Source organism: Gordonia abscondita (assembly GCF_032711245.1).
GTDB lineage: Bacteria > Actinomycetota > Actinomycetes > Mycobacteriales > Mycobacteriaceae > Gordonia.
On sequence record NZ_CP128986.1, the window covers coordinates 3,246,400 to 3,271,020 of the forward strand.

Consider the following 24,621-nt stretch of genomic DNA (forward strand, 5'->3'; position numbering starts at 1 on the left):
GCACGACCCTCAAGGAGGCACGATCATGGGCGAGATGCGAATCGTCGGCATCCGAGTGGAGCCGCCGCAGAACCAGCCGGTGTTGTTGTTGCGCGAAGTGACCGGGCCCCGGTATTTGCCGATCTGGATCGGTCAGAGCGAAGCAGCGTCGATCGCCCTTGAGCAGCGCGGTGTCGAGCCGCCTCGCCCGCTCACCCACGACCTGATCGAGCGGATCGTGGAGGCGTTCGGCGGGACTCTCGTCGAGGTGCGAATCGTCGACATGCGCGAGGGCACCTTCTATGCGGAGATGGTCTTCGACGGGGACGTTGTCGTCGAAGCCCGCCCATCCGACGCGATCGCCGTCGCAATGCGGATGGGGGCGCCCATCGTCGCCGCCGACGACGTACTCGATGACGCAGGACTGTTGATCCCCGACGAGGACGCACCTGCGGCCGAGGCGGAGTCGACGGAGTCGAGCGAAGACGAGGTCGAGGCGTTCCGCGAGTTCCTCGATCAGATATCTCCGGAGGACTTTCTCGGCCCGGATGGGCCCGCTGCGGGCTGAGGGGCAACTCTCACTGCTCGCGAGCGGCCTGACGGGATCGTCCGGTAAGGGGCGACAAAATGCGCACTTCGTCGCCACTTCAGTCACATGAGTAACATCAGCCTCATTGGTAACGGATTAGTAACCGCTGGATCACTGTTTACCTACAGCTGAACCTAAAGTTGAGGTTTACGGTGTGTTGCGTTGATCAGACGCCGCATTCCTCATAGTTTCTTACTCGACACCGGAGCGCTTCGCTCCGGTACAACACACATCGACCGTGTGCGGGAGTACCCTTGCAGAAGGGACTCACGGCCAGGGTCCAGTTGCGCGAGGGAGTAACCGTGGGCGACAAGCCGACCGATCTTCGGACCGAAGGTGTCACCGAGCCCGTTCAGGGCGGTCTGGATGACATCGCTCCGGGTCTGTTCCCTAACGACACCGTGCCCGACGAGCTCGTCGGCTACCGGGTTCCCACGGCGTGCCAGATCGCGGGCATCACGTACCGCCAACTCGACTACTGGGCCCGCACCCAGCTCGTCGTGCCGTCGATCCGTGGCGCAGGCGGATCGGGGACACAGCGCCTGTACTCGTTCAAGGACATCCTCGTCCTCAAGATTGTGAAACGCCTTCTCGACACGGGGATCTCGCTGCAGAACATCCGGGTGGCCGTCGACCACCTCCGCCGCCGCGGAGTCGAAGACCTTGCACGCATCACGCTCTTCTCCGACGGGACAACCGTCTACGAGTGCACCTCCGCCGAAGAGGTCGTCGACCTCCTGCAAGGCGGCCAAGGAGTGTTCGGAATCGCGGTCTCCGGTGCTATGCGCGAACTCACTGGCACGATCGCTGACTTCCCGGCCGAGCGCGCAGACGGCGGCGTCAGTGAGTCGTCGCCCGAGGACGAACTGGCGGCTCGCCGCAAGAATCGCACCCGCAAGACCGGTTAGCAGTCGCGGCACCGATAGTTCGCAGACGTGGCGAACGGCGGTGCCGTCGATGACTGTTGGTATCCTGGCCGTGCGTCGCTAGGCCACGGGAGAGCGTCGTCCGATCATCTCGGGCGGCCGCCGAAGGAGCAACACCTCTCCGTCAAACTCTCAGGCACCCGGACCGTGGCATGGACGGCGTCTCTGGAAAGTGACGGGTTCGCCCGTCCGCCCACGGTGAAAGGCCGCGGTCACCCGCAGCCGAATCTCTCAGGCGTCGCACGACGGCATGGACAGAGGGGGAGGGCCCAGTCCGGGCGCAGCGCTCGGACCTGAAGACAGTTAGGTCCTGCCCGTGACGGATACGTCCCTGCCGAACTCCGCCCCCGACTCGCCGTTCTCGCGACGACACCTCGGCCCGGACTCGGCCGAACTCGCCCGCATCCTGGATGTCCTCGGCGTCTCCTCGTTGAACGAACTCGCCGCCGACGTGGTGCCCGCGACGATCGCCGACGGAGTGGACGCGGACGGGCTCGCTGTCGGGCTCGACGCGCTGCCGGCTCCACTGAGCGAAGCCGCCGCGACCGCCGCGATGCGAGCCCTCGCCGACCGCAACGTCGTAGCCCGTTCGATGATCGGCCTCGGCTATTACGACACGCACACGCCTGCCGTCATCAAGCGCTCCATCCTCGAGAATCCCGCTTGGTATACGGCCTACACGCCGTACCAGCCAGAGATCAGCCAGGGTCGCCTGGAAGTGCTTCTCAACTTCCAGACGATGGTCTCGGACCTGACTGGCATGGAGGTGGCGAATGCGTCGATGCTCGACGAAGCTACGGCCGCCGCCGAAGCGATGACCTTGCTGCGTCGTGCGGGCAAGTCGAAGTCGCCGCGCGTCGTGGTCGACGCCGACCTGTTCCCGCAGACCCGCGCGGTGATCGACACGCGCGCTGAGCCGCTCGGTATCGAGGTCGTCGAAGCACACCTGGACCCGAGCGAGGACAACGCAGGACTGCCCGACGGTGAGTTCTTCGGCGTCATCTTTCAGACACCGGGGGCTTCGGGTGCTCTCGTCGACGCCGCTCCGATCATCGCTGCTGCTCACGCGCGGGGCGCGCTCGTCGCCGCGGGCGTCGACCTGTTGGCGGCGACGCTGATCACCGCACCCGGCGAACTTGGAGCCGACGCGTGCTTCGGCACCACCCAGCGGTTCGGTGTCCCGATGGGCTTCGGCGGCCCCCACGCGGGCTACCTCGCAGTGCATACCAAGGTGACGCGGCAGCTGCCGGGCCGACTCGTCGGCGTGTCGAAGGACGCTGACGGCAAGCTCGCGTACCGGCTGGCATTGCAGACCCGCGAACAACACATCCGCCGGGAGAAGGCGACGAGCAACATCTGCACCGCGCAGGTGCTGCTCGCGATCATCGCGGCGACCTACGCCTCTTACCACGGTCCGGATGGCCTCAAAGGCATCGCGCAGCGGGTCCACGACACCGCGGCCGGTCTCGCCGACCAACTGACCGGTGCCGGACTGAGCGTCGAGAACGTGTCGTTCTTCGACACAGTCACCGTGCGGGTAAACGGCCGCGCCGCCGACGTCGTCGCGGCAGCCAAAGCCGATGGCGTTAACCTCCGACTGGTCGACGCCGACCGGGTGAGCATCGCGTGCGACGAGACGACTACCGCCGACGACGTCGCGGTCGTCCTGAACGCATTCGGCGCGCAGGCTGCGGTTCCGGCGTCGTTCGCGGAGCCGATCGAGAACCGGACCAGCGACTACCTGACCCACCCGGCGTTCACCTCTTACCGCACGGAGACCGCGATGCTGCGGTACCTGCGTGCGTTGTCCGATAAGGACATCGCGCTAGATCGCAGCATGATCCCGCTCGGCTCATGCACCATGAAGCTGAACGCGGCCACTGAGATGGAGCCGATCACCTGGCCGGAGATCGGCGGACTGCACCCGTTCGCTCCGCTCGGTGACTCCGAAGGCATCCGTGAGCTGATCACTACGCTGGAAGACTGGCTCGTCGCGGTCACCGGCTACGACCGAGTGAGTCTGCAGCCGAACGCGGGTTCGCAGGGCGAGTACGCTGGCCTGCTCGCCATCCGGAACTACCACCGGTCGCGCGGCGACGACACCCGCGACGTCTGCCTGATCCCGTCGAGCGCGCACGGCACCAACGCCGCGTCCGCCGTCATGGCCGGCCTGCGCGTGGTGGTCGTGGCCAGTCGGGACACCGGTGACGTCGACATCGACGACCTGCGCGCCAAGATCGACAAGCATCGAGATGAGCTCGCGGCGATCATGATCACCTACCCGTCGACGCACGGCGTGTTCGAGCACGAGGTGACCGACATCTGCGACGCCGTCCACGAGGCAGGCGGCCAGGTGTACGTCGACGGCGCGAATTTGAACGCGCTCGTCGGTCTGGCGCGTCCCGGGCGGTTCGGCGGCGACGTCTCGCACCTGAACCTCCACAAGACGTTCTGCATCCCGCACGGTGGCGGCGGACCCGGTGTGGGACCGGTCGCGGTCCGCGAGCACCTCGCGCCGTTCCTACCGGGCCATCCGCTCGCTTCCGAACTCGACCAGACCGGCATCACCATCTCGGCCGCGCCGTACGGCTCTGCGTCGATCCTGCCGATCACCTACGCGTACATCGCGATGATGGGGGCACAAGGTCTGCGCGCCGCGTCGCTGACCGCGATCGCGTCCGCGAACTACATTGCGCGTCGCCTCGGCGAGTATTACCCCGTGCTGTACTCGGGTGAGAACGGCTGGGTCGGTCACGAGTGCATCCTCGACCTGCGTGATCTGTCGAAGCAGACCGGAGTGTCGGTCGACGACGTCGCCAAGCGACTAGCCGACTACGGATTCCACGCTCCGACGATGAGCTTCCCGGTGGCGGGCACCCTGATGGTGGAGCCGACCGAAAGCGAGAATTTGGCCGAGATCGACGCCTTCATCGACGCGATGATCGCTATCCGCGGCGAGATCGACAAGGTCGCCGACGGGACGTGGACGGTCGATGACAATCCGCTCGCCGGCGCACCGCACACCGCGGAATGCCTGGTCGGCGAATGGAGTCACGGATACGACCGGGCGACCGCCGTCTACCCGACAGGCCTGCCGTCCGCCGGTGGTCGGGTGAAGGTGTGGCCTGCCGTCCGCCGCATCGACGGCGCATTCGGCGACCGCAACCTCGTCTGCAGTTGCCCGCCGCTCGACGCCTTCGCCGAGTAGGCGCCGCTCCGCCCGTCATACTCCTTCCGGGAGGGGCTCAGCTGGCGGCGAGGAGGTCGCGTACGGGCACCCCGAGCGCGGGCGCGATCTCTCCGACCACCTGTCGGGTGAGGGTCGCGACGTCGGATCCGCGCAGGGTGACGCCATCGGCGACGCCCGTGATGGCGATATCGCGAAGCAGGCCGACGAGGGTCGCGACCGTACCGGGGTGGACGAGCGTTCCGGTCCGTGCGCCCGGCGTCCATTCCGGGTGTGCGTCGGCGTACTCGGCGTACGCGATACGTACGGTGTCTGCCAGGTGGACGTCGATGTCGACGAAGACGGGATGTGATGCTCGCGCCGTCGCTTGGGCGGCTTCGCCGAGACTCGGCGCGCGGACCCGGCTGACCGGTGCCGCGCCGTCGCCGTCGGTGAGTTCGATCCACTCGGACCCGCCGACGTTTGCTCCTTGGACGGCGATGCGTGGTGTGCTCATGCGTTGTTCTCCTGTTCGAGATGGCGGAATCGGCTGTGGTGGAACACAAGCGGGTCGACGCTCGGCGCAGTGAAGTGGCCGTGCACGTCGAGCAGCGCGATCACGTGGTCGCCTGCCGGAACCAACTGGTCGACACGCGTGTGAAAGCCTGCGGCAGCGCCGTCGAGGTGGACGGCCCCGTCATCGGTCGCCGCCCAGTCGATGCCGTCGAACCGCTCGGACGCCGGGCGTCTCAGATGTTCAGCGACCTCGCGTTGATTGCGTGCCAGTACGGTGACACCCCAATGGTCGGCGTTCCGGAGGACCGGGAACGTCGTCGACGTGCGGGCGATATTCACCGACACCAACGGTGGGTCCAAGGACACCGACGTGAACGAGGACGCGAGGAGCCCGACCGGCCCGTCCGGGCCGAGGGCGGCGATCACCACCAGTCCGGACGGAAAGTGTCCAAACACTCGCCGCAGCTCGGCTTGGTCGCCGACGGTCGTGAAATCGGTTGTGAGAGTCATGATCTCCAAACTTCTGGTGCAGCGGCGATTCGCGGACGATCAGCGGCCTGCGGGGACGAACGGGTTGCCGGTGGTCGTTGGCAAGGACGAACGCGAACTGTCGAAGAGGCCGCGCCGCGTGAGTTCCGGAATGACGCCCTCGCCGAACCAGTACAACTCCTCCAGATGCGGATAGCCGGACAGCACGAACTCGTCGATGCCCAACGCCGCGTACTCGGCCATCAGGTCGGCGACCTCGGCATGGGAGCCGACGAGCGCAGTGCCAGCACCGCCGCGAACCAGTCCGACACCCGACCACAGACCCGGATACACCTCGAGGGCCCGCGGATCCTTCCACGACCCGTCCGCGCGATGCGACTCATGCAGAGCGCGCATCGCCGCCTGGCCCGTCGACTCGCTGCGGCCCAAGCCCGACTGCACGTTCGCGACGGTGTCCTCATCGAGCGCTGTCAGCAGACGTCCCGCCTCGCTCCACGCCTGCTCGGACGTGTCCCGAGCGATTACGTGCAACCGGATGCCGAAACGAACCGTCCGACCCTGCTGCTCGGCGAGGGAACGGATCCAGTCGATCTTGGTGGCGACCGCCGCGGGCGGCTCACCCCAGGTGAGGTAGACGTCGCTGTGTCGCGCCGCTACGGGGCCTGCCTCCGGAGACGACCCGCCGAAATAGATCGGCGGGACGGGGGAGGGAAGCGACGGGATGGTCGCGTCTTCGACGGTGATGTGTTCGCCGCGGTGGGTGACCGTCTCCCCGTTCCACAGGCGTCGCACGATAGACAGGAAGTCATCGGTGCGCGCGTAGCGGGCGGCCTTGTCGAGGTAGTCACCGTACGCGCGCTGCTCGGCGGGCTCGCCGCCGGTGACGACGTTCAACAGAATGCGTCCCGGAGCGTGTTTGGCGAAAGTCGACGTCATCTGCGCGGCCAGTGTCGGGCTGATAAGTCCGGGCCGGAATGCCACCAGGAAGCCGAGCCGCTCGGTCTCGCGCGCCACCATGGCCGTGGTGAGCCAGGCGTCCTGGCACCATGCGCCCGCGGGTGTGAGGGCGGCAGTGAAGCCGAAGTCCTCGGCGGCCCGTCCGATTGACGACAGATAACCGATCGACGCGTCGCGGTCGCCGCTCGCGATACCGGCCGGCAGACCGTGGCCGCCGCCGACGATGAAGCGCGAATCGCCGTACGTCGGCAGGAACCAGTGGAGCTTTACAGACATTCGGGAGTGATCCTTTTCGGGGGTAGAGAGGTCGAGGTTTGCGCGGGTCGGCCGAGACCGGTCAGAGTGTTCCGTGACTTGGCGGGAGTCGTCGTTCGATCGCCCAACGCCCCAGGTGCTGGAGTTTCCAGCGTTCCGGGTCGTGCAGAGTGTGGGTGCGGGCATCGCGCCAGAACCGGGTCAGGTTCGCCTTGTCCGATGCGGTGCGCGTGCCGCCGAAGTCAAACAGTTCGTTGCCCGCCCGGCGCGCGGCGCGACCTGCAGCGACCTTCGCCGCCGCCGTGGCGAGCGCCGCTTCGGCGATCGCGGCTGCGCCTGCCGACTCGTCGGCATCGTCGATCCGGTCCGCCGCCGTACGCAAGAGCGATTCGGCGGAGCGGACGGCGAGTTCGAGGTCGCCCGCTTGCGCGACGATCAGGGGATCGTCGGCGGCTCGCTCGACGTCTGCCTCGAACCACGGTCGCGCATGGGCCGCGAGGTCTGGAACGGCATCGAGCGCTCCGCGCGCAATCCCCACGTCGATTGCCGCGTGCACGAGCTGTGCGCGAGTGCCGTACGTGCTGGGCGTCTCGAGTAGCCGCGTGTAGTCGAGGACCAAGTCGCCGTCCACGTCGACGTCGTCGAGCACGACGGTCCCGCTGCTCGTGGTGCGTTGCCCGAAGCCGTCCCAGTCGCCGTCGATCGTCACGCCGGCCGCATCGGCGGGAATGTAGGCGACGACGCTACCGCCGTCCGGTCCGAGAGCGCGGACCGCGAGGATGTCGGCAAACACCGCTCCGGTCGCGTAGAACTTGGTTCCCGTCAGATGCAGACGTCCGTCCCGGCGGCGCAGCGTGGTCGCATCGTCGACGACGGTCTTTCCGCCGCGTTCAGTCTGCGCGTTCGCGATCCGCGCGCCGTCGAGCACTGCGCTGAACAGATGTCGACGCAGCACGTCCGAACCCACGCGTCGAGCGGAGTCGAGGAAGACGAAATGGCTTTGGGGGATCTGCGCGAGGCTCGGGTCGGCGGCAGCCACGATCGAGACCACCTCAGCGAGGGTACGCGCGCCAAGTCCGGGACCGCCGAACTCTGTCGGCACCGTGACAGCGAGGAGCCCGGTCGCCGACAGCGCGGTGACTTCGTCGAACGGGAGGCGACGCGCAGCGTCCCGCGCACTCGCACCCGCTGCGGCAGCGGGTGCGAATGCGCGGGCAATGGCGATCGCGGACTCGTGATCGGTGATGGGGTCGGTCACGGGTCAGCTGTACAGAGAAAACTGGGGCGCGCGGGCGTTGAGCACCCAGTCGCCGATCTCACGAGCCTTGTACGCGACCGGGTCGTGGACGGTGTGGGTGCGGAGATTGCGCCAGTGCCGATCGAAACCGTACGCGCTGGTCGTGGCTCGTGCCCCCTGGATCTCGAACAGCCGCGACGCGGCGTTCAACGACACCTTGGTAGTGACGAACTTGGCTTCGGCGATCGCGATCGCCGTGTCGGCGCGCTGCTCGGCCGAGAGCGATTCACCGAAGTCGAGCGCCGCCTGCAGCGCGTCGCCTGCGCGGTCGGCGAGAAGCGCTGCACCGGTGATCTCCGCGCGGAGCGCGCCGACCAACTCGAGGATGTACGGGTCATCACCTGCACTGTCGAGCCCCGAGGTCTCCCACGGGCTGGCGTTCAGCCTCGTCCAGTCGAGGGCTTCGTCGAGTGCTCCTTCGGCGGTGCCGATGTAGAAGTTGACGAACGCCAGCTGCCAGTGCGGTGTCACGAGGGTCTCGTAGGGTGTGAAGGTCGGCGGCGAATCGGGATCGCCGAGGATCTCGCTCGCGTGGACCAGGGCGTTGTCGAAGACGACGCCGCCGGAGTCGGTCAGGCGTTGCCCGATATTGTCCCAATCGCCTTGTGGTGCGAAGCCCGCACGGTCGGTCGGGAGGGTGAGGAAGACGAGGGCGTCGCCGTACGCTGCGGTCACTGACAGTCGGTCGGCGACGCTCGCCCCGGACGCAAACGTCCGACGACCGTTGAGACGGTATTCGCTGCCGTCTTTCGTCAGGACGAGGCCGTCGGCACCGCGCGGATTCTGTACGCCACCCCAGAACAGACGCTCTTCGGCGTTACGCCGAGAGAGCGCTTCCGCCTGGTCGGGTGTGCCGAACAGGTGAGGGATCCGCTGTTGCGCGTAGTGGTAGCCGAGCAGGTGGGCGATCGACGTGTCGCCGCGAGCGATACGACGGGTGATCTGCTGGCTCTGGGCGTAGTCGAGTCCGGATCCGCCGAACTCGACGGGCTCGCCGACCTGGAGCAGGTCGTGCTCGCGCAGGAGCGCGATCTCAGCGGTCGGATCAGCGTTCGCGCGATCGCGTTCGGCTGCGGTCGCCCGCAACTCGGCGGCGACGATGTCTGCGCGTCCGAGGACGTCGGCGAATTGGTCGGTGCGGCGCTCTTCATTCGTGATGGTCATCGTTCTCTTCCTTGGCGTGTGTGGGGATTTGGTGCGGGATCTTCTCAGGCGGTCAGGACCCCATTGCGGGCCAGCTCGGATTCGAGCCGCCCACTGGAAGTGAGGTCGTCTTCGAGTTCACGGACCAACGGCAGGATTCGGGTGCCGAAGTATTCGACGTCTTCCAGGTAGTGCAAGAATCCGAGGAGAAATAGGTTCACCCCGCGCGTCTTATAAGCGACGATGCGTTCGGCGATCTGCTCCGGAGTGCCGACGAGTCCCGTCTTGAATCCGTCGTTGTACTGGACGAGGTCGGCGAACTCGGAGCTCGCCCACATCCCCTTCCCATCCGACGTCGACGTGCCCGCCTGCTTGACGGCAGATCCGAATCCGGCGACGGCCTCACGGTCGGCCTTGTCGACGATCTCGCGGAGTACGTCACGTGCTTCGGCTTCGGAGTCGCGTCCGATGAGGAATCCGTTCAAGCCGAACTTGACTGTCCGGCCTGCGATCGCCGCCTCAGTGTTGACGTCGAGCACCTGTTCGGAGAGTCCGTCGAAGTCCTTGCCGTTGCTGAAATACCAGTCGGAGACACGACCGGCCATCGCGCGCGCAGCCGTCGAATTGCCGCCCTGGAAGATCTCGGGGTGTGCTCGTCCCGGCACGTCGACCGGCTTCGGCTTGAGGTCGAAGTCATGGAGCCGATAAAAGTCGCCGGACAGTTCGGCGTGGTCGTCTGTCCAGATTCTGCGCAGGTACGTGATGAACTCTTCGGTGCGACGGTAGCGTTCGTCGTGTTCGAGCCACGGCTCGCCGAGCTTTGTGAACTCATCCTTGAACCAGCCCGACACGACGTTCACGGCTGCGCGGCCGCCCGACAGGTGGTCGGCGGTCGCCAAAAACTTGGCGAGGACACCGGGATGCCAGAGCCCGGGGTGGACGGCCGCGATCACCTTGAGTCGCTCGGTGGCCAACAGCAGAGCCAGGGAGAAGCTCGTCGACTCGTGCTGGTACGCCGCCCCGTACGACGCGATGTAGCGGACTTGGGACAGCGCGTAGTCGAAACCGTTGTTCTCGGCGAGGACGGCGAGTTTGCGGTTGTAGTCGTAACCCCAGTCGGTGCGCTGCTCAATCTTGGAGACAACGAGGCCGCCGCTGACATTGGGTACCCAGTATGCGAACTGCAACGGCGCGGTGGCGGCTTCGAGCCGCTGGGAACTGATTTCGGGCATGACGGGATAGACCTCCTGAAGGCCTGGTGGTGGATCTGGTTGTGGCCTGCCGGCCGGGAGTCAGACAGTCACAGACATCGTCTGCGCGGTGATGCGGTCATGGGAACGAGTCTGCGCCCCGTCGCGCCACAGGTCGATGAATGAAATCGCCGTGGTTCCAATCGGCGTGGCTGCAAAAGGACGTGAACGCGGCGCCACCGAGACTCGTGCCCCACCCTGACCGGCGTGCAGCGAACAGTGGTGATCGGCGGAGCCAGAAGTTCGGCCGATGTCGCGTCATCGACGTACGCGCGGAACGACGCGTAATACGCTCAGCGGGTGCGACATCGAGTCTCTGCTCTCATTTCGGCCACCGTCGTGTCGACGGTGCTGTTCGCCGGCTGTGCGGTCGACGGGACTGCTACGCGGCGAGCGATCGAGTATCAGACCGGCCACTACTCGACGTCACCGACCGACACCCCATTGGCGGTTCCCGAACGTCTCGCCGGCATGCGGCTCGGCGAGTTCATCCCGTTTCGTGGCGAGATTGACCAGGTGTTCACCGAACGAGTGTCGGGGACCTCACCCAAATCGTCGCCGAAGAACCTGTCGGGCTTCATTCCCGGGGCCGAGACAGTACGAGCAAATCGTGCCTTCCGGTTCGGCTACACAACGAGCGGAACAGGTGAACAGAACGGAAAGTCGGTCGGCGTGTATGCGGGAGTCCTCCGATACTCCGATGCGGCCGCGGCCGCCGCCGCCGTTTCCTCGATGGCCAGGCGCGTCGCCGCAGAATGGCGTGCGACTCTGACGGCCGCAGGACAGAAGAATCGGCCGCGCGTAGCGCCATTGTCCGGGCTCGGTGCCGACAACACGGTCGTGTCTGTTGAGTGGATCGAACCCGGAACCACCCGCTCGCTGGCGTTGGTGCCACACGGCTCCGATGTGCTCGTCGCTGTTTTCAACGGCATGTCCGCGAGCCGGACCGAGGCCTTACAGAAGTCGACTTTCACAAAACTCGCCGAGGCCAGTGACGCCGGCAGCGGCATCTCAGTGGACCAGAAACAGCCGAACCTCGACCTGTACGCGTTGGCGGTTGCCAACACTTCGACCGACGAGAGGTACCTGTACGACGGCACAGTCGCGGGACCGAGGACGCAAGCACAGCTGGCCGACGACTCCCGCGTCGACTACGAATCGCTCCGCGCGGCGGGCGTCGACGCTGTCGCCAACCGTGCGACGGTGCTGTACCGGGCGGCATCATCGAAGCAGGCGGCCGCGCTGCGTGACCACCATAGCGTCGCCGTGTCGGCCTCCGGACGCTCGCCCGTCGCGTCTCCCCAAGATCTGCCGGACATTCGCTGCTACCGGGTGGCCGACTCCCGAGCCGTCGAATGCTTGCTGGCCTTCGACCGGTACTTCGCGCGCGCCATCGGCAAAGACCTCGCCGACGCGCAACAGCGGATCTCCGCACAGGTCGTCCTACTGCAGAAGGCCTAGGGCTCACGCCCAGTGGTCGTCGACTCGCCGCAGCCTACGGCGTAGCGGCGGGAAGGACGATCCTGCTGATCTCGACGGCAGCTCTCGGTTCTGGTTCGGGAAGCGGGTCGTTCACGTCGCCGAACTTCACTGTCGCGGTCGCGGCGGGCAGTGGACCGGAGCCGCGGAAGCCCATCCCGGTGAGCAACTTCATCTGCGGAGGTTTGCGGGCGAACGTGAAGAACTCGGCGACCGCGTCACCGACATGCGGCGGAACTTGGTCGCCGGACAGACGCACCACCGGGTAGTCGGCGACAGGCGTCGAACCGGTGGGTGCGACATCGGCGATGCGCGCGCTCTTGTCGTCCTTGGTCAGCGCGTACAGTCGCTGCTCGGTCACCGGGACCGCGCGGACCTCGGCGTTCGCTGGATCGTTCGCGGAGGCGATCGCAGTGACGGCGGCCTCGGTTGAGCCGTCGCCGACGCGCGGCGGTGCCGACATCAACTGCTCGACCGCGCTACGCACCCGGGGAGCGTTCACCTCGGCGAGAGTGAGTGAACCCTTCTGATCAGCTGTCCCGGCCGCGACGGCCTGCGCGGCGAGTGCCGTCGCGTCCGACTGCGGTCCGTTCGGCATCGCCATCCGCAATGACCCCCAATTCCGGTGCCCGAATGCGCTCAGCGAATTGGCCATCGTCAGATCGGGTAGACCGGTCCACGCGAGCCGCCCGTTCGCTGCCTTCGCGACTTCGGGCTCGACGGCGAGCCGCACCGGGGAGGAGACCAACGACTCCGGCGGCCCTTGCAACGCCTTCGCCTTCGCGGACTGCAGAGCGGCCGCCCATACCGACGATTCGGGGACCCATGCTCCGGGGAACGCACCGAACGCCTTCGTGTCCCAGTCGCGGGCCGTCAGCCCTTCGAGCGTCGCGCGCGCATCCGCGGGACGGACTTGGACCGTCACACAGTGGTCCCGGACGATGGGAGATGTGTCGTTGTAGCTCTGGGCTATCCGCTGCAAGCCCGGAGCGACCGCCGGATCGGCGACGATCGGGATGGTCGCCTTACCCTCGACACACGTCGCGGCGTCAGTGGTTGCCGTGTCGTCGATATGGTCGCCGAGCTTGGTCCACGCGGTGATCGCGGCGGCGACCAAGATCACGACCAGTACGATCGCGACCAGCGGTCGCGCGATGAACTGTCTCTGTCCGCCCGTCGAATGCTTCGACACGCCATCCCCTCCACTCGTCCCGATGCTGCTGCACCACTTGCGATGCCCCTCAGCGAATACACCGAGCCCGGACCGAATCCGGCCCGGGCTCGGCGTTCACACCTTCGGTATATCAGGCGTTGGCCGCCTTGTACTCGCGGCGCGCCCGATGCAGGATCGGTTCGGTGTAACCGCTCGGCTGCTTCGCGCCCTCCAGGATCAGCGCCTTCGCCGCGTTGAACGCGATGTTCGAATCGAAGTCGGCAGCCAAAGGACGGTAGTCCGGATCGCCCGCGTTCTGGCGGTCGACGACCGGAGCCATTCGCTTGAGCGCAGCGACCACGTCGTCTTCCGTGACGATGCCGTGGCGCAGCCAGTTGGCGAGCAGCTGGCTTGAGATGCGCAGCGTCGCACGGTCTTCCATGAGCGCGACGTCGTGGATGTCGGGCACCTTGGAGCAGCCGACACCGTGGTCGATCCACCGCACCACGTAGCCGAGGATCGACTGTGCGTTGTTGTCGAGCTCTTCGCGCTTCTCCTCGTCGCTCCAATCGGTCGTTGCCGCGAGCGGAATGGTCAGGATGTCGTCGACTGACGCCGGATCGCGCTTGGCGATCTCATCCTGACGTTCGAAGACGTCGACCTCGTGGTAGTGAAGTGCGTGCAGGGTCGCCGCCGTCGGCGACGGCACCCACGCGGTGTTCGCGCCAGCTGTCGGATGGCCGATCTTCTGAACGAGCATGTCGGCCATCAGGTCCGGCATGGCCCACATGCCCTTGCCGATCTGTGCCTTGTGTTCGAGTCCAGCGGCCAGACCGACATCGACGTTGGAGTCCTCGTACGCGTTGAACCAGGTCTGTCCCTTGATCTCCGCCTTGCGGACGAACGGACCGGCTTCCATCGAGGTGTGGATTTCGTCGCCGGTGCGGTCGAGGAACCCGGTGTTGATGAACACGACGCGGTCGGCGGCTGCCTTGATCGACGCCTTCAAGTTGATCGAGGTGCGACGCTCCTCGTCCATGATGCCGACCTTGATGGTGTTGCGGTCCAGGCCGAGGACGTCTTCGACGCGACCGAACAACTCGGACGTGAAGGCCACCTCGTCGGGTCCGTGCATCTTGGGCTTCACGATGTAGATGGAACCGGTACGCGAATTCTGCAGACCCTCGGGCGACATGCCGTGAACGCCAATCGCGGAGGTGACCAGCGCGTCCAAGATGCCTTCGGGCACCTCGTCGCCGTCCGCGTCCAGGATCGCGGGATTCGTCATCAGGTGACCGACGTTGCGGACGAACAGCAGGCTGCGACCGTGGACCTCGTAGGTCGAGCCGTCCGGCGCGGTGTAGAGGCGGTTCGGGTTGAGGACGCGGGTGAACGTCTTGCCACCCTTGGCGACCTCTTCGGCCAGGTCTCCCTTGTTGAGGCCAAGCCAGTTCGTGTAACCGAGAACCTTGTCGTCGGCGTCGACTGCGGCGACCGAGTCCTCGAAGTCCATGATCGTCGTGACTGCGGACTCTATGGCGACATCCTTGACGCCTGCGGCGTCGGTCGAACCGATCGGGGAGTCGGCGTCGATCTGGATCTCCAAATGCAGGCCGTGGTGGCGCACGAGGATCGACGTCGGGGCGGCGGCATCGCCGGTGTAGCCGACGAACCCGGTCGGATCGGCGAAAGTGGTGGTGTCCTCGCCGAGCGAGACGGCAACCGTGTCGCCGTCGACGACGTACGACGTCGCATCGGCGTGGCTGCCGTGTTCCAGCGGGACGGCCTTGTCGAGGAATGCCTTGGCGAACGCGATGACCTTGTCGCCGCGGACCTTGTTGTACGACGAGCCCTTCTCAGCGCCGTCGGCCTCACTGATGGCGTCGGTGCCGTACAGCGCGTCGTACAGCGAGCCCCAGCGGGCGTTCGACGCATTGAGCGCGAAGCGGGCGTTGAGGATCGGGACCACCAACTGCGGGCCGGGGACCGACGTGATCTCGTCGTCGACGTTCGACGTGCTGATCTCGAAGTCGGCGGGTTCGGGAACCAAGTAGCCGATCTCGGTCAGGTACGCCTTGTACTCGGCGAAGTCGGCGTCCTTGTGGTCGCGGTGCCACGCGTCGAGCTTGGTCTGGAAGTCGTCGCGCACGGCGAGCAGTTCGCGGTTGCGGGGCGCGAGATCGTTGATGACGTCTGCTGCACCCGCCCAGAACTTGTCGGCGTCTACGCCGGTACCGGGAAGAGCTTTGTTGTTGACGAAGTCGTAGAGGACCTCAGCGACCTGCAAGCCGTTGACGGTGACACGGTTAGACATGACGACCTTTCCTGTGCGAATGACGCGAACAATCTGGGGCGCCGACGGCGCTGCTGTTCATTCGGGGTACGGGTGCACCCTGCGTCGGCTATTATACGCGCCGGTAACTTACTGGTCCCCGGCGGTCTGTGCCGCTTCGTCCAGTGTGCGAGCGACATCGATGACTTTATCGCGCAGTACGTGGCCGCGTCGCGCGATCCCGGTCTGTTCGCTCACATATTGCGCGCGACCCTCAGCCGTCTCGATCGGCACCGCGACGTATGGGCGGCCGGCGGTGTCGCGCACGGCGGACAAATCGTACGGGCTGGCGCGCATGTCCAGCTCGCGAGCGGTCAGAGCGAGTTCGAAGCAGTCGGCGAGCAGATCCGCGCCGATCAGCGGCGACAAGCGGAGGCAGTAGCGGTAGAGGTCCATCGTGGCGTGCAGACAGCCTGGCTGCTCGTTGGCCGCAGCGTCCGCTCGCGTCAACTCGATCGAGTTCCGCGAGCGGGCCGGATCGGTGAAGAAGCGGAACGCATCGAAATGCGTGCACAGTAGACGGTTCTCTTCGACTACTGCGTCGGTGCCCGCACTTCCCAGACGCAGCGGGTGCGGGTGTCGCTTTTCGCCGGTGCGGTAGACCATCGCCCACTCATGCAGCCCGAAACAGCCCAGCCGCGGCTGGCGGGCCGCGGTCGCCTCTAGGATGCGCAGCGTCCCTGCGACGAGGCGGCCCTGGTCAGCCAGGTGCTCGTCGGAGACCGTCGCCGCCCCGTCGCCGAATCGATAGCCGCGAATCCCGTCGTACTCGGAACCCTCGAGCAGCATCGTGCCGTAGCCGGGATGCCAACGAGTCAACTGGGCCGGACGCGCCGAATAGTAGGTGAACAGGAAGTCGATCACCGGATGCTTCCCCCCGGTCCTGCGCGCTCGAAGGTACGGTCCGATCAACGCCTCGATCCGCGCGCCATGAGCGTCGGCCCGCGCCGTCCATTCGGCGCGGTCGAGTACCCGGCGACCCTCACTCATCAGATCCGATGCGTCGAATCACGGACATTGCCGACGAAAGCCTCCGCGAGATCGGCGAGGGCCAGCATGCCGATGATCTCGCCGCCGTCGTCGACTACCGCGGCCAGATGTGCGCTGGCTTTCTGTAACTGCATCGCAGCCTCGTCCAGGGGCACCGTGGCGCTGATCTTCGGCAACGGACGGATTCGATCGACGGCCACCAGCGAGTCGGCGTCGACGTTCTCGTCGAAGACGTCGTCGAGCACATCCTTGAGATGCAGGTAACCGATGTACGAGCCGTCGAGGCCACGAACCGGGAAACGTGAGTACCCGGTTTCGCGGACCGCGTCTTCGACGGACCCGAGTCGCGGACCGAGTCCGCCGGTCGCCGGATCCGGGCGCAATCGGACACTGCGCACACCAGACAACGGGATCATGACCTCGTCGACGGTGCGTTTCACGGTGTCGAGGGCACGCGTGAGCCGATCGTGCTCGCCGGCGTCGAGCAGTCCGAACTCGCGGGACTCGCCGATCATCTGTGCGAGCTCGGTCTCGGTGACAGTCGTCGCCAACTCGTCCTTCGGCTCCACCCGCATCAAGCGGAGGGTGCCGTTGGCGAGTGCGTTGTACAACCAGATGACCGGCTTGGCGATCCGAAGGAACCACAGGTGGATCGGGATCAGAAGCATGGCGGCGCTCTCCGGGCCCGCCAGCGCGATGTTCTTCGGAACCATCTCGCCGATCAGGATGTGCAGGATGACGACGATGATCAACGCGACCGCGAAGGCGATCGGATGCAGCAGCCCCTCGGGGACGTTCGCCAACCCGAGCGGCTTCTCGATGATGTGTGCGATCGCGGGTTCGGCGATGCGGCCGAGGAGGATCGAGCAGATCGTGATGCCCAACTGGCATCCGGCCAGCATCAACGACAAATTCTCGGATGCGCGGATAACGGTCCGGGCACGTTTCTTGCCCGCGTCCTCCAATGCGACGAGGCGGTCGCGGCGCGCAGCGATCAACGAGAACTCGGAGCCGACGAAGAAGGCGTTCGCGGCCAGCAGCAGGACGGCGAGCAGGACGCCGGACAGGTTACCCACGCTGCTCACCCCGTTCCGCAGTCGCGCCGTCGACGGGCGTCATCCACACCTGATCGACTCGTCGTTGGTCCATGCGGACCACCGTCCCGCGCCAGCGTTGAACCGCCGGGCTGTACTCGTCGTCGCCGGTGTTCTCGCGGACCGGTAGGTCGACGACGTCGCCGACCTGGGGGATCCGGCGGAGTTGGAACATGACCAGGCCGCCGAGCGTTTCGTACGCGCCGTCGGGAGCGCGGTAACCGATCGCGTCGTGCACCTCGTCCAGACGCAGCAGGCCCGAGCAGCGGTAGCCGTTGCCGACGCGTGCCACCTCGGACTCTTCGTTGTCGTGCTCGTCGGTGACGTTGCCGAGGATCTCTTCGATGAGGTCCTCGCTCGTCACGAGACCCGCGGTACCGCCGTACTCGTCGACGACGACACACACCTCGAGTCCGTCCGCGGAGATCCGGTCTTTGAGCGAGTCGCCGTCGAGGGAGTCGGGGACACGCGTCACCGGACGCGCGATCGAACGCAACGGCGTGGTCGACTGGGTTGCGGTGGGGATGGTGAACGCCTGTTTGATGTGAACGACGCCGACCAGATTGTCCAAGTCGCCGTCGTCGGCGATGAGGAAACGTGAGTGCCCGGTCCGTGACGACGCGGCAATCAGGTCCCGGACGGTATTCCCGGGTTCAAGGCTCTCGACGCGGACGCGGGGGGTCATCAGGTCTTCGGCGGTCAGATCGCCGAACCTGAGAGATCGGTCGACGAGTCGAGCCGTGTCGGGGTCAAGTTCACCCTGCTGCGCGGAGTTCCGGACCAACGCGACCAACTCTGCGGCCGATCTGGCCGACTGCAGCTCTTCGGTCGGCTCCACGCCGAGCCTGCGAACGAGTGCGTTGGCGCTGCCATTGAGTCCGTTGATGGCCGGCTTGAACACGTTCGAGAAGATCATCATGGGGCCTGCGGTGGCCCGCGCGACACCCAACGGTTTGGCGATCGCGAGGTTCTTCGGCACGAGTTCGCCGAGCACCATCGACAACGACGTCGCGATGACGAGCGCGAGGGCCAGCGACACTCCGCTCTTCACCGAACCGTCCAAGCCGATCGCGTCCAGCACTGGATCGAAGATTTTCGCCAGCACCGGTTCGGCGATGTAGCCGGTGACGAGGGTGGTGATGGTGATGCCGAGTTGAGCGCCCGACAACTGGAACGACAGGGAACGGTGCGCTCGGTCGACGGCACGCGCTCGACGGTCTCCGCGACGCGCGAGATCGTTGGAGATAGTCGACCGCTCGAGAGCGGTCAACGAGAACTCGCCCGCCACGAACAACGCCGTGCCCAGCGTCAAGGCCACGAACCCGATGAGGCTCGCGACGATGATCAGGATGTCCATCGGTGGTCGGTCACCATCCCCCGGGCAGTGGTCTGCCCTCAGCGAACCCGGCGGCCGACTGGACGCCGAGGACTACCTTCTCATGCAGGTCGGCAAGCGTTCTTGCACCCGTATAGGTCGCGGTCGACCGGACTCCGGACGAGATGTGGTCGATCAGATCTTCGACGCTGGGCCGCTCAGGATCGATCCGGATGCGCGAGGACGAGATGCCCTCCTCGAATAGCGCCTTTCGCGCCTGGTCGTAGGCGTTGTCGCCTGCCGATCGGGCGGCGACGGCCCGCTTCGACGCCATCCCGAAGCTGACCTTGTACTCACCGTTCGCGTCGGCGTGGAGATCGCCGGGCGACTCGTATGTGCCCGCGAACCATGAACCGACCATCGCGTTCGACGCGCCAGCGGCGACGGCGAGTGCGACGTCGCGCGGGTGGCGGATGCCGCCGTCGGCCCACACGTGTCCGCCACCTTCGCGAGCCGCGGTGGCGCATTCGACGACCGCGGAGAACTGCGGTCGGCCGACGCCGGTCATCATCCGGGTGGTGCACATGGCTCCGGGCCCGACACCGACTTTGACGATGGTCGCGCCCGCATCGATCAGGTCGAGGGCTCCGCGTCGCGAGACGACATTGCCCGCGGCGAGCGGGACGCCGAGGTCTGAGTTCGCGACGGCCGACAGCGCGGAGATCATCTTCTCCTGGTGGCCGTGTGCGGTGTCGACGACGAGCAAGTCGGCCCCCGACTCGACGAGGGCGCGTGCGTTCCCGACGACGTCGCCGTTGATGCCGACGGCAGCGGCCACGCGGAGGCGACCGCGAGCGTCGACGTTCGGTTGGTAGATGCCCGCGCGCAATGCTCCGGTGCGGGTGAGGACGCCGACGAGTAGACCGTCGTCGTCGGTCAGCACGGCGAGGTCGGCGTTCGCGTCAACGAGTGTGTCGAACACGAGACGCGGGTCGGTGTCGGCGGACAATATGACCGGGATTGGAGTCATCGCCGACCGCAGATCGGTGAACATGTCGATCTCGTGCCCTGAGGCGGCGCGTGCGATCAACCCGAGCGGCCGCGCGTCGTCGTCGACGACCACGGCGTAGCCGTGTGCGCGCTTGGGGATGAGGGCTTGCGCGTTCGCCATCAGGTCGTCGGCGTGGAGCACCACCGGGGTGTCGGCGACGAGGTGCCGAGATTTCACGTGCGCGATCGTGCGGGCCGCAGCGTCGAGGGGCACGTCTTGGGGGAGAACGACGAGGCCGCCGCGTCGAGCGACAGTCTCGGCCATCCGCTTGCCCGCGATCGCCGTCATGTTGGCGACGACGAGCGGGATGGTCGTCCCGCTTCCGTCATCGGTCGAGAGGTCTACGTCGAACCGGGATGTCGCGGCCGACCGGTTCGGGACGATGAACAGATCGTCGTAGGTCAGATCGTGGTCGGGCCGATGCCCGTCCAGGAAGCGCACGTCGGTTCGCCTTTCAACGGTGATGTTCGTCAGCAGGGGGATGATTCGAGTTCACATGTGCGCCACGAGTCGCCGGAGTTCGGTCAGCCAGGGGATGGCGACGGCGAGGGTCGGGACGACGAGAACCGCTACGGCCAGCAGGTAGGCGGTCGCGGATACGACCGGCACGGGACGGACGTCGCAGAGGCGACGGACGCGCACCAGCGTCGTCGGGCCGCCAACCGCCATCGTGCCGCGTGGCGCCGTCGCATCGGCACACGCTACGAGTGCGCGCCCCACAGTGGCGGGCGCGGTTGCGTGCGCCGCCTGGTCGTCGGCGAGCGCCTCGGCGAGCAGTTCCACTGCGCCGAGTGCCGAGCGGGACCGGACGAAGCGGGGGAAGGCCTCGTGCAAAGCGATGAACGCTTCGAGAACGAGGTCGTGACGGGCGCGCAGATGTGCCCGCTCGTGTTCGATGACTGCCGACAACTCGTCGTCGGAGAGGCGGTTCAAGACGCCTTCGCTGAGGACGACGCGGCTGCCGCGGAGCCCCGGCAGACAGTAGGCGAGGGGTGCGGGAACGTCGAGCACGCGGATATCGCGACCGCGTTGGCGGTGCATGTCGACTCGATCAACGAGGTCGATCAGCATGCGGTGCTGATTGCGCCGCGCGCGGGTGCGGACGCCTACCCGGACGATGCTGTACATAAGTTTCGCGCCGATCAGCAGCGTGAGCGCGAAGACGACGACGTACACGGTCCACAGGAACCAGCCGAGACGCTCGATCTCGTCGAAGGGGTTCGTCGTCGGTGCGCCGTTGACACCGGGGGAGAGCAGGTTGGCCGCGATGGCCAGACCGGTGCTGAACGCGGACAGGACTGCGGCCAATGCGACGGCCTGCCACAGGGCCATCGCCGCGCGAGGGGCGTACAGCGGCCAGGACGCGTGGGCGAGGGCCTGCGGGATGGGGCCGACGAAGGCAATGGTGAGGATGCCGAACAGCAGCGCGGTCATCGGCTTCCCTCTGGTAGTGCGGTGCGAGCGGTTGCCCGCGGTTCGGTGTCGACTCTAGTGCTTCGAGCCGCGGGACGACTCGAGTTCGTCCAACGCCTCGCGGAGTGCGGCGATCTCGTCGGCGTCGACCTGACCGACGAAGGATACGAGTGCTGCGTGTCGTGATCCCGGAGCCTCTGCGCCCTTGAGCGCGTCGACCATCAGGCTCGCGACGAGGTCTTCACGCGGACGCGCCGCGGTGTAACGGTGGGCACGGTCGTCGCGGATCTGGGTGACCAGTTCCTTCTTCGTCAGACGCTGGAGCACGGTCATCACGGTGGTGTAAGCGAGCGCACGTGAGCGCGAGAGCTCGGCATGGACCTGACGGACCGTCTGTGGTGTCGCCGACGCCCACAGGGTGTCCATTACTGCACGTTCGAGCTCTCCCAGGCCATTCATCTTCTTCATCTTACGTCGACTCCCGTCGAAGGTCGTGTAGTGCCCTGTCCGTTATGGACAACGCGGTCGGACGTTGATCAGTTCCCGTTGTGGTCTGAGTCTCAGGAACGGGAACGCTAGACATAGGTCGCGACACATTGGTCTGAACGCTAAGGTCTTGACACAAAGGTAAGGATAACCTACATTCAATCGCAAGGATCGTCTGAGTGTCCTGAGGGCTGCAGAGACCTCCGATCCGCCGCAGTGGCCCCCGTGCTCGTTTCGAGTGCGGGGGTCACTGATGTTTTCGCTTCCTGGCTAGCTGTATCCGTCGTCTGTCCGGCGGCTGATCTACGAGGCCACCTGCCGGTCGCCGACCGCCCGGGTGGCATTCTGGCCTTATGACTGAACATCTCAATGAGGCGTTGGCGCGGGTCAAGGATGCGACCGGCTTAGACGGGCTGCTCGGCTTCGTCGTCGACACGGTGTCCCGGGACGGCATCACGGGGTCGCTGACGATCACCCCAGACCACCACCAGCCCTTCGGCATCGTGCACGGCGGGACCTACTGCGCACTGGCTGAGAGCGCGGCGAGCATCAGTGCGTTCTGCTGGGTACAGGAGACAGGAATCGGCGGGACCGCCGTCGGCGTCAACAATTCGACAGATTTTCTGCGGTCCGTGTCTGACGGTGTGATCTCAGTTTCGACGACGGCGATCCATCGCGGGAGACGTCAGCAGCTGTGGCAGGTCGACATGCGCGATGACCAGGGACGACTCATCGCCCAGTCGCGGGTGCGGATGCAGAACATCGAGATGTGACGGCGCGGTCCGAACGCCGAAGGCGCCCCACACCTGTGGGGCGCCTTTTCGTTGCGGGTCGATTGCGCGTGATCGGAACCTGTTACGGTCGAACAGCTGTGACGACGACTACCCGAAGTTCACGGCGCGGGGGTCGTTGTCTGAAGTACTAGAGACGACGTGGCTTGCTTGAGACGAATGGGTTCTGAAAGACAAGCGGAGTGTGTGGCGAAGGAGACCTGTGTCAACGCCGAGTAAATCCAGAGATACACCGACGCGCGATTGGGTCGTCTTCTCGATCACCGCGCTGTTGTCGATCGCGTTCGTCGTCTGGGGGTTCGTCGACAAAGAAGGCTTGAAGACGATCTCCGCAGACGCCCAGGGCGGGGTCATCAAGTACCTCGGCTGGTTGTTCGTCCTCGCGACGACGGGTTTCGTCGTGTTCGTGATCTGGCTGGCGGTCAGCAAATACGGTCGCATCCGGCTGGGCAGGGACGATGAGGGGCCGGAGTTCCGGACCAGCTCGTGGATCGCGATGATGTTCAGTGCCGGCATGGGCATCGGCCTGATGTTCTTCGGCGTCGCCGAGCCCCTGACCTATTATGTGTCGCCGCCGCCGGGGACGGTGTCGCCGGAGACGGTAGAGGCGTTCAAGACCGCCATGGGAACCACGATGTTCCACTGGGGGCTGCAGCCGTGGGCGATCTACGCGGTGGTCGGTCTGGCCATCGGTTACGGCATGTACCGCAAGGGCCGCTCGCAGTTGTTGTCGGCGGCGTTCACCTCCCTGTTCGGTGACCGAGCGAACGGCCCGGCAGGCAAGATCATCGACATCCTCGCGATCTTCGCGACCCTGTTCGGATCGGCGGCATCGCTGGGTCTCGGTGCGTTGCAGATCGGCGACGGCATGAAGTTCGCCGGCTGGGTCGGAGACGTCGGTACTCCGATCCTCGTGGTGATCATCGCGGTGTTGACGTGTTGCTTCATCCTGTCTGCCGTCTCGGGTATCGCGCGCGGCATCCAATGGCTGTCGAACATCAACATGGTGTTGGCGCTGGTCCTCGCGGTGTTCGTATTCGTCGTCGGGCCGACCCTGCTGATCCTGAATCTGATCCCGAGTGCGCTCGGCGACTACATCCAGGACTACGTGGCGATGAGTTCCCGGACCGGAGCCGACGGCGACGCGGCGCTCGCCGACTGGCTGTCGACCTGGACTATCTTCTATTGGGCCTGGTGGATCTCGTGGACGCCCTTCGTCGGCATGTTCATCGCGCGCATCAGCCGCGGACGCACCATCCGGCAGTTCGTGACCGGTGTGCTGCTGGTTCCGACGATGGTCAGCCTCGTGTGGTTCTGCGTCTTCGGTGGTGCGGCGATTCGTCGACAGGATCAGGTCGGCGACATGGTGACCAAGACGATCGAGAATGGGAAGGAAGTGGTGTCGGTCAACTCGACCGGTGCCCTGTTCGACCTGTTGGACACCATGCCGTGGTCCGGTGTCACCGCGGTCCTGGTGATGCTTCTGGTCGCTATCTTCTTCGTATCGGGCGCAGACTCGGCGTCGATCGTCATGGGATCTCTGTCGGAGCGTGGCGCGCATGAGCCGCGCAAGCAGACCGTGATCTTCTGGGGCGTCTTGACCGGCGCGGTCGCTGCGATCATGTTGGCGGTCGGCGGTGAGACCGCGTTGGACGGGCTGCAGTCGATAACGATCATCGCGTCCGTTCCGTTCGTGATCGTGATGCTGTTGTTGTGCGTCGCCCTGTACAAGGACCTGCGCTCGGACAAGGTGATGTTGATCGAGACCCGCAGTTCGCTGCTCGTCGAACGCGCAGTCGCCATCGGCGAAGACAGCTACGGTGATGACTTCGATCTCGTGACCCGCTACAGCGAGACTGGAGCGCACCCGATCGTCCACGTGGGCACGGAGGACGACGTCGACGAGGAGTCGCCAGAGCCCACGACATAGCTCGTCACGCTGGAGGCGTC

Annotated in this window: 20 protein-coding genes and 1 riboswitch; of the genes, 6 read left to right on the top strand and 14 right to left on the bottom strand. The window is 65.9% G+C overall.

All coding sequences use genetic code 11. From position 1 onward, the window contains the following. Positions 1-25 precede the first annotated feature (25 nt). From MP11Mi_RS15280 to gcvP, 3 genes are all read left to right on the top strand, one after another. Positions 26-547: a bifunctional nuclease family protein gene (locus MP11Mi_RS15280; protein ID WP_420039730.1), complete on the top strand. Its 522-nt coding sequence runs from the start codon at positions 26-28 to the stop codon at positions 545-547. A gap of 323 nt (positions 548-870) precedes the next feature. After that, positions 871-1,476, top strand: coding sequence for a MerR family transcriptional regulator (locus tag MP11Mi_RS15285; RefSeq protein WP_420039731.1), 606 nt, complete (start codon positions 871-873; stop codon positions 1,474-1,476). A gap of 76 nt (positions 1,477-1,552) precedes the next feature. Then, positions 1,553-1,652, top strand: a riboswitch (glycine riboswitch). A 152-nt stretch (positions 1,653-1,804) separates the two neighbouring features. After that, on the top strand, positions 1,805-4,702 hold the full coding sequence (gene gcvP, locus MP11Mi_RS15290; protein ID WP_420042131.1) for an aminomethyl-transferring glycine dehydrogenase: 2,898 nt from the start codon (positions 1,805-1,807) through the stop codon (positions 4,700-4,702). A gap of 37 nt (positions 4,703-4,739) precedes the next feature. Here gcvP and MP11Mi_RS15295 read toward each other — a convergent pair whose 3' ends face one another. The 6 genes from MP11Mi_RS15295 to sfnG all read right to left on the bottom strand — a co-directional run bounded on the left by MP11Mi_RS15295 (position 4,740) and on the right by sfnG (position 10,549). Beyond that, positions 4,740-5,177, bottom strand: a complete 438-nt coding sequence (locus MP11Mi_RS15295) for a hypothetical protein (RefSeq protein ID WP_420039732.1) — start codon at positions 5,175-5,177, stop codon at positions 4,740-4,742. Next, on the bottom strand, positions 5,174-5,686 hold the full coding sequence (locus MP11Mi_RS15300; RefSeq protein WP_420039733.1) for a flavin reductase family protein: 513 nt from the start codon (positions 5,684-5,686) through the stop codon (positions 5,174-5,176). Before MP11Mi_RS15300 ends, MP11Mi_RS15295 begins: the two co-directional genes overlap by 4 nt. Before the next feature lie 39 nt (positions 5,687-5,725). Then, a complete protein-coding gene (locus tag MP11Mi_RS15305; protein WP_420039734.1) occupies positions 5,726-6,898 on the bottom strand; it encodes an LLM class flavin-dependent oxidoreductase in 1,173 nt (390 codons plus the stop codon). A gap of 61 nt (positions 6,899-6,959) precedes the next feature. Continuing rightward, complete coding sequence (locus tag MP11Mi_RS15310; protein WP_420039735.1) at positions 6,960-8,135, bottom strand: SfnB family sulfur acquisition oxidoreductase; 1,176 nt, start codon at positions 8,133-8,135, stop codon at positions 6,960-6,962. A 3-nt stretch (positions 8,136-8,138) separates the two neighbouring features. Then, the gene (locus MP11Mi_RS15315) at positions 8,139-9,338 is read right to left on the bottom strand and encodes an acyl-CoA dehydrogenase family protein (protein WP_420039736.1); all 1,200 of its coding nucleotides are present in this window, start codon (positions 9,336-9,338) and stop codon (positions 8,139-8,141) included. Positions 9,339-9,382: 44 nt separating this feature from the next. Continuing rightward, positions 9,383-10,549, bottom strand: coding sequence for a dimethylsulfone monooxygenase SfnG (sfnG, locus tag MP11Mi_RS15320; RefSeq protein WP_420039737.1), 1,167 nt, complete (start codon positions 10,547-10,549; stop codon positions 9,383-9,385). A 318-nt stretch (positions 10,550-10,867) separates the two neighbouring features. Here sfnG and MP11Mi_RS15325 point away from each other — a divergent pair, with 318 nt between their 5' ends. Beyond that, positions 10,868-12,028 (top strand): DUF7373 family lipoprotein, encoded by a 1,161-nt coding sequence (locus MP11Mi_RS15325; protein ID WP_420039738.1) that lies wholly within the window; start codon positions 10,868-10,870, stop codon positions 12,026-12,028. A gap of 34 nt (positions 12,029-12,062) precedes the next feature. On the opposite strand, the gene MP11Mi_RS15330 is transcribed toward MP11Mi_RS15325, so the two are convergent. The 8 genes from MP11Mi_RS15330 to MP11Mi_RS15365 all read right to left on the bottom strand — a co-directional run bounded on the left by MP11Mi_RS15330 (position 12,063) and on the right by MP11Mi_RS15365 (position 21,862). After that, the gene (locus MP11Mi_RS15330; protein ID WP_420039739.1) at positions 12,063-13,238 is read right to left on the bottom strand and encodes a hypothetical protein; all 1,176 of its coding nucleotides are present in this window, start codon (positions 13,236-13,238) and stop codon (positions 12,063-12,065) included. 112 nt (positions 13,239-13,350) lie between these two features. Further along, positions 13,351-15,513 carry a malate synthase G gene (locus tag MP11Mi_RS15335; RefSeq protein WP_420039740.1) on the bottom strand — a complete coding sequence of 721 codons (2,163 nt, stop codon included), beginning with the start codon at positions 15,511-15,513 and terminating at the stop codon, positions 13,351-13,353. Between the two features lie 108 nt (positions 15,514-15,621). After that, a complete protein-coding gene (locus MP11Mi_RS15340) occupies positions 15,622-16,521 on the bottom strand; it encodes a 3-methyladenine DNA glycosylase (RefSeq protein ID WP_420039741.1) in 900 nt (299 codons plus the stop codon). Continuing rightward, positions 16,521-17,597 (bottom strand): hemolysin family protein, encoded by a 1,077-nt coding sequence (locus MP11Mi_RS15345; protein WP_420039742.1) that lies wholly within the window; start codon positions 17,595-17,597, stop codon positions 16,521-16,523. Before MP11Mi_RS15345 ends, MP11Mi_RS15340 begins: the two co-directional genes overlap by 1 nt. Beyond that, the gene (locus MP11Mi_RS15350) at positions 17,590-18,972 is read right to left on the bottom strand and encodes a hemolysin family protein (protein WP_420039743.1); all 1,383 of its coding nucleotides are present in this window, start codon (positions 18,970-18,972) and stop codon (positions 17,590-17,592) included. Before MP11Mi_RS15350 ends, MP11Mi_RS15345 begins: the two co-directional genes overlap by 8 nt. 10 nt (positions 18,973-18,982) lie before the next feature. Then, complete coding sequence (gene guaB1, locus MP11Mi_RS15355; protein WP_420039744.1) at positions 18,983-20,422, bottom strand: GMP reductase; 1,440 nt, start codon at positions 20,420-20,422, stop codon at positions 18,983-18,985. Positions 20,423-20,473: 51 nt separating this feature from the next. Next, positions 20,474-21,415, bottom strand: a complete 942-nt coding sequence (locus tag MP11Mi_RS15360; protein WP_420039745.1) for a M56 family metallopeptidase — start codon at positions 21,413-21,415, stop codon at positions 20,474-20,476. 54 nt (positions 21,416-21,469) lie between these two features. After that, positions 21,470-21,862 carry a BlaI/MecI/CopY family transcriptional regulator gene (locus MP11Mi_RS15365; RefSeq protein ID WP_420039746.1) on the bottom strand — a complete coding sequence of 131 codons (393 nt, stop codon included), beginning with the start codon at positions 21,860-21,862 and terminating at the stop codon, positions 21,470-21,472. 371 nt (positions 21,863-22,233) lie between these two features. Here MP11Mi_RS15365 and MP11Mi_RS15370 point away from each other — a divergent pair, with 371 nt between their 5' ends. After that, the gene (locus MP11Mi_RS15370; RefSeq protein ID WP_420039747.1) at positions 22,234-22,653 is read left to right on the top strand and encodes a PaaI family thioesterase; all 420 of its coding nucleotides are present in this window, start codon (positions 22,234-22,236) and stop codon (positions 22,651-22,653) included. Between the two features lie 220 nt (positions 22,654-22,873). Further along, complete coding sequence (locus tag MP11Mi_RS15375; protein ID WP_420039748.1) at positions 22,874-24,601, top strand: BCCT family transporter; 1,728 nt, start codon at positions 22,874-22,876, stop codon at positions 24,599-24,601. The last annotated feature ends 20 nt before the right edge of the window (positions 24,602-24,621 follow it).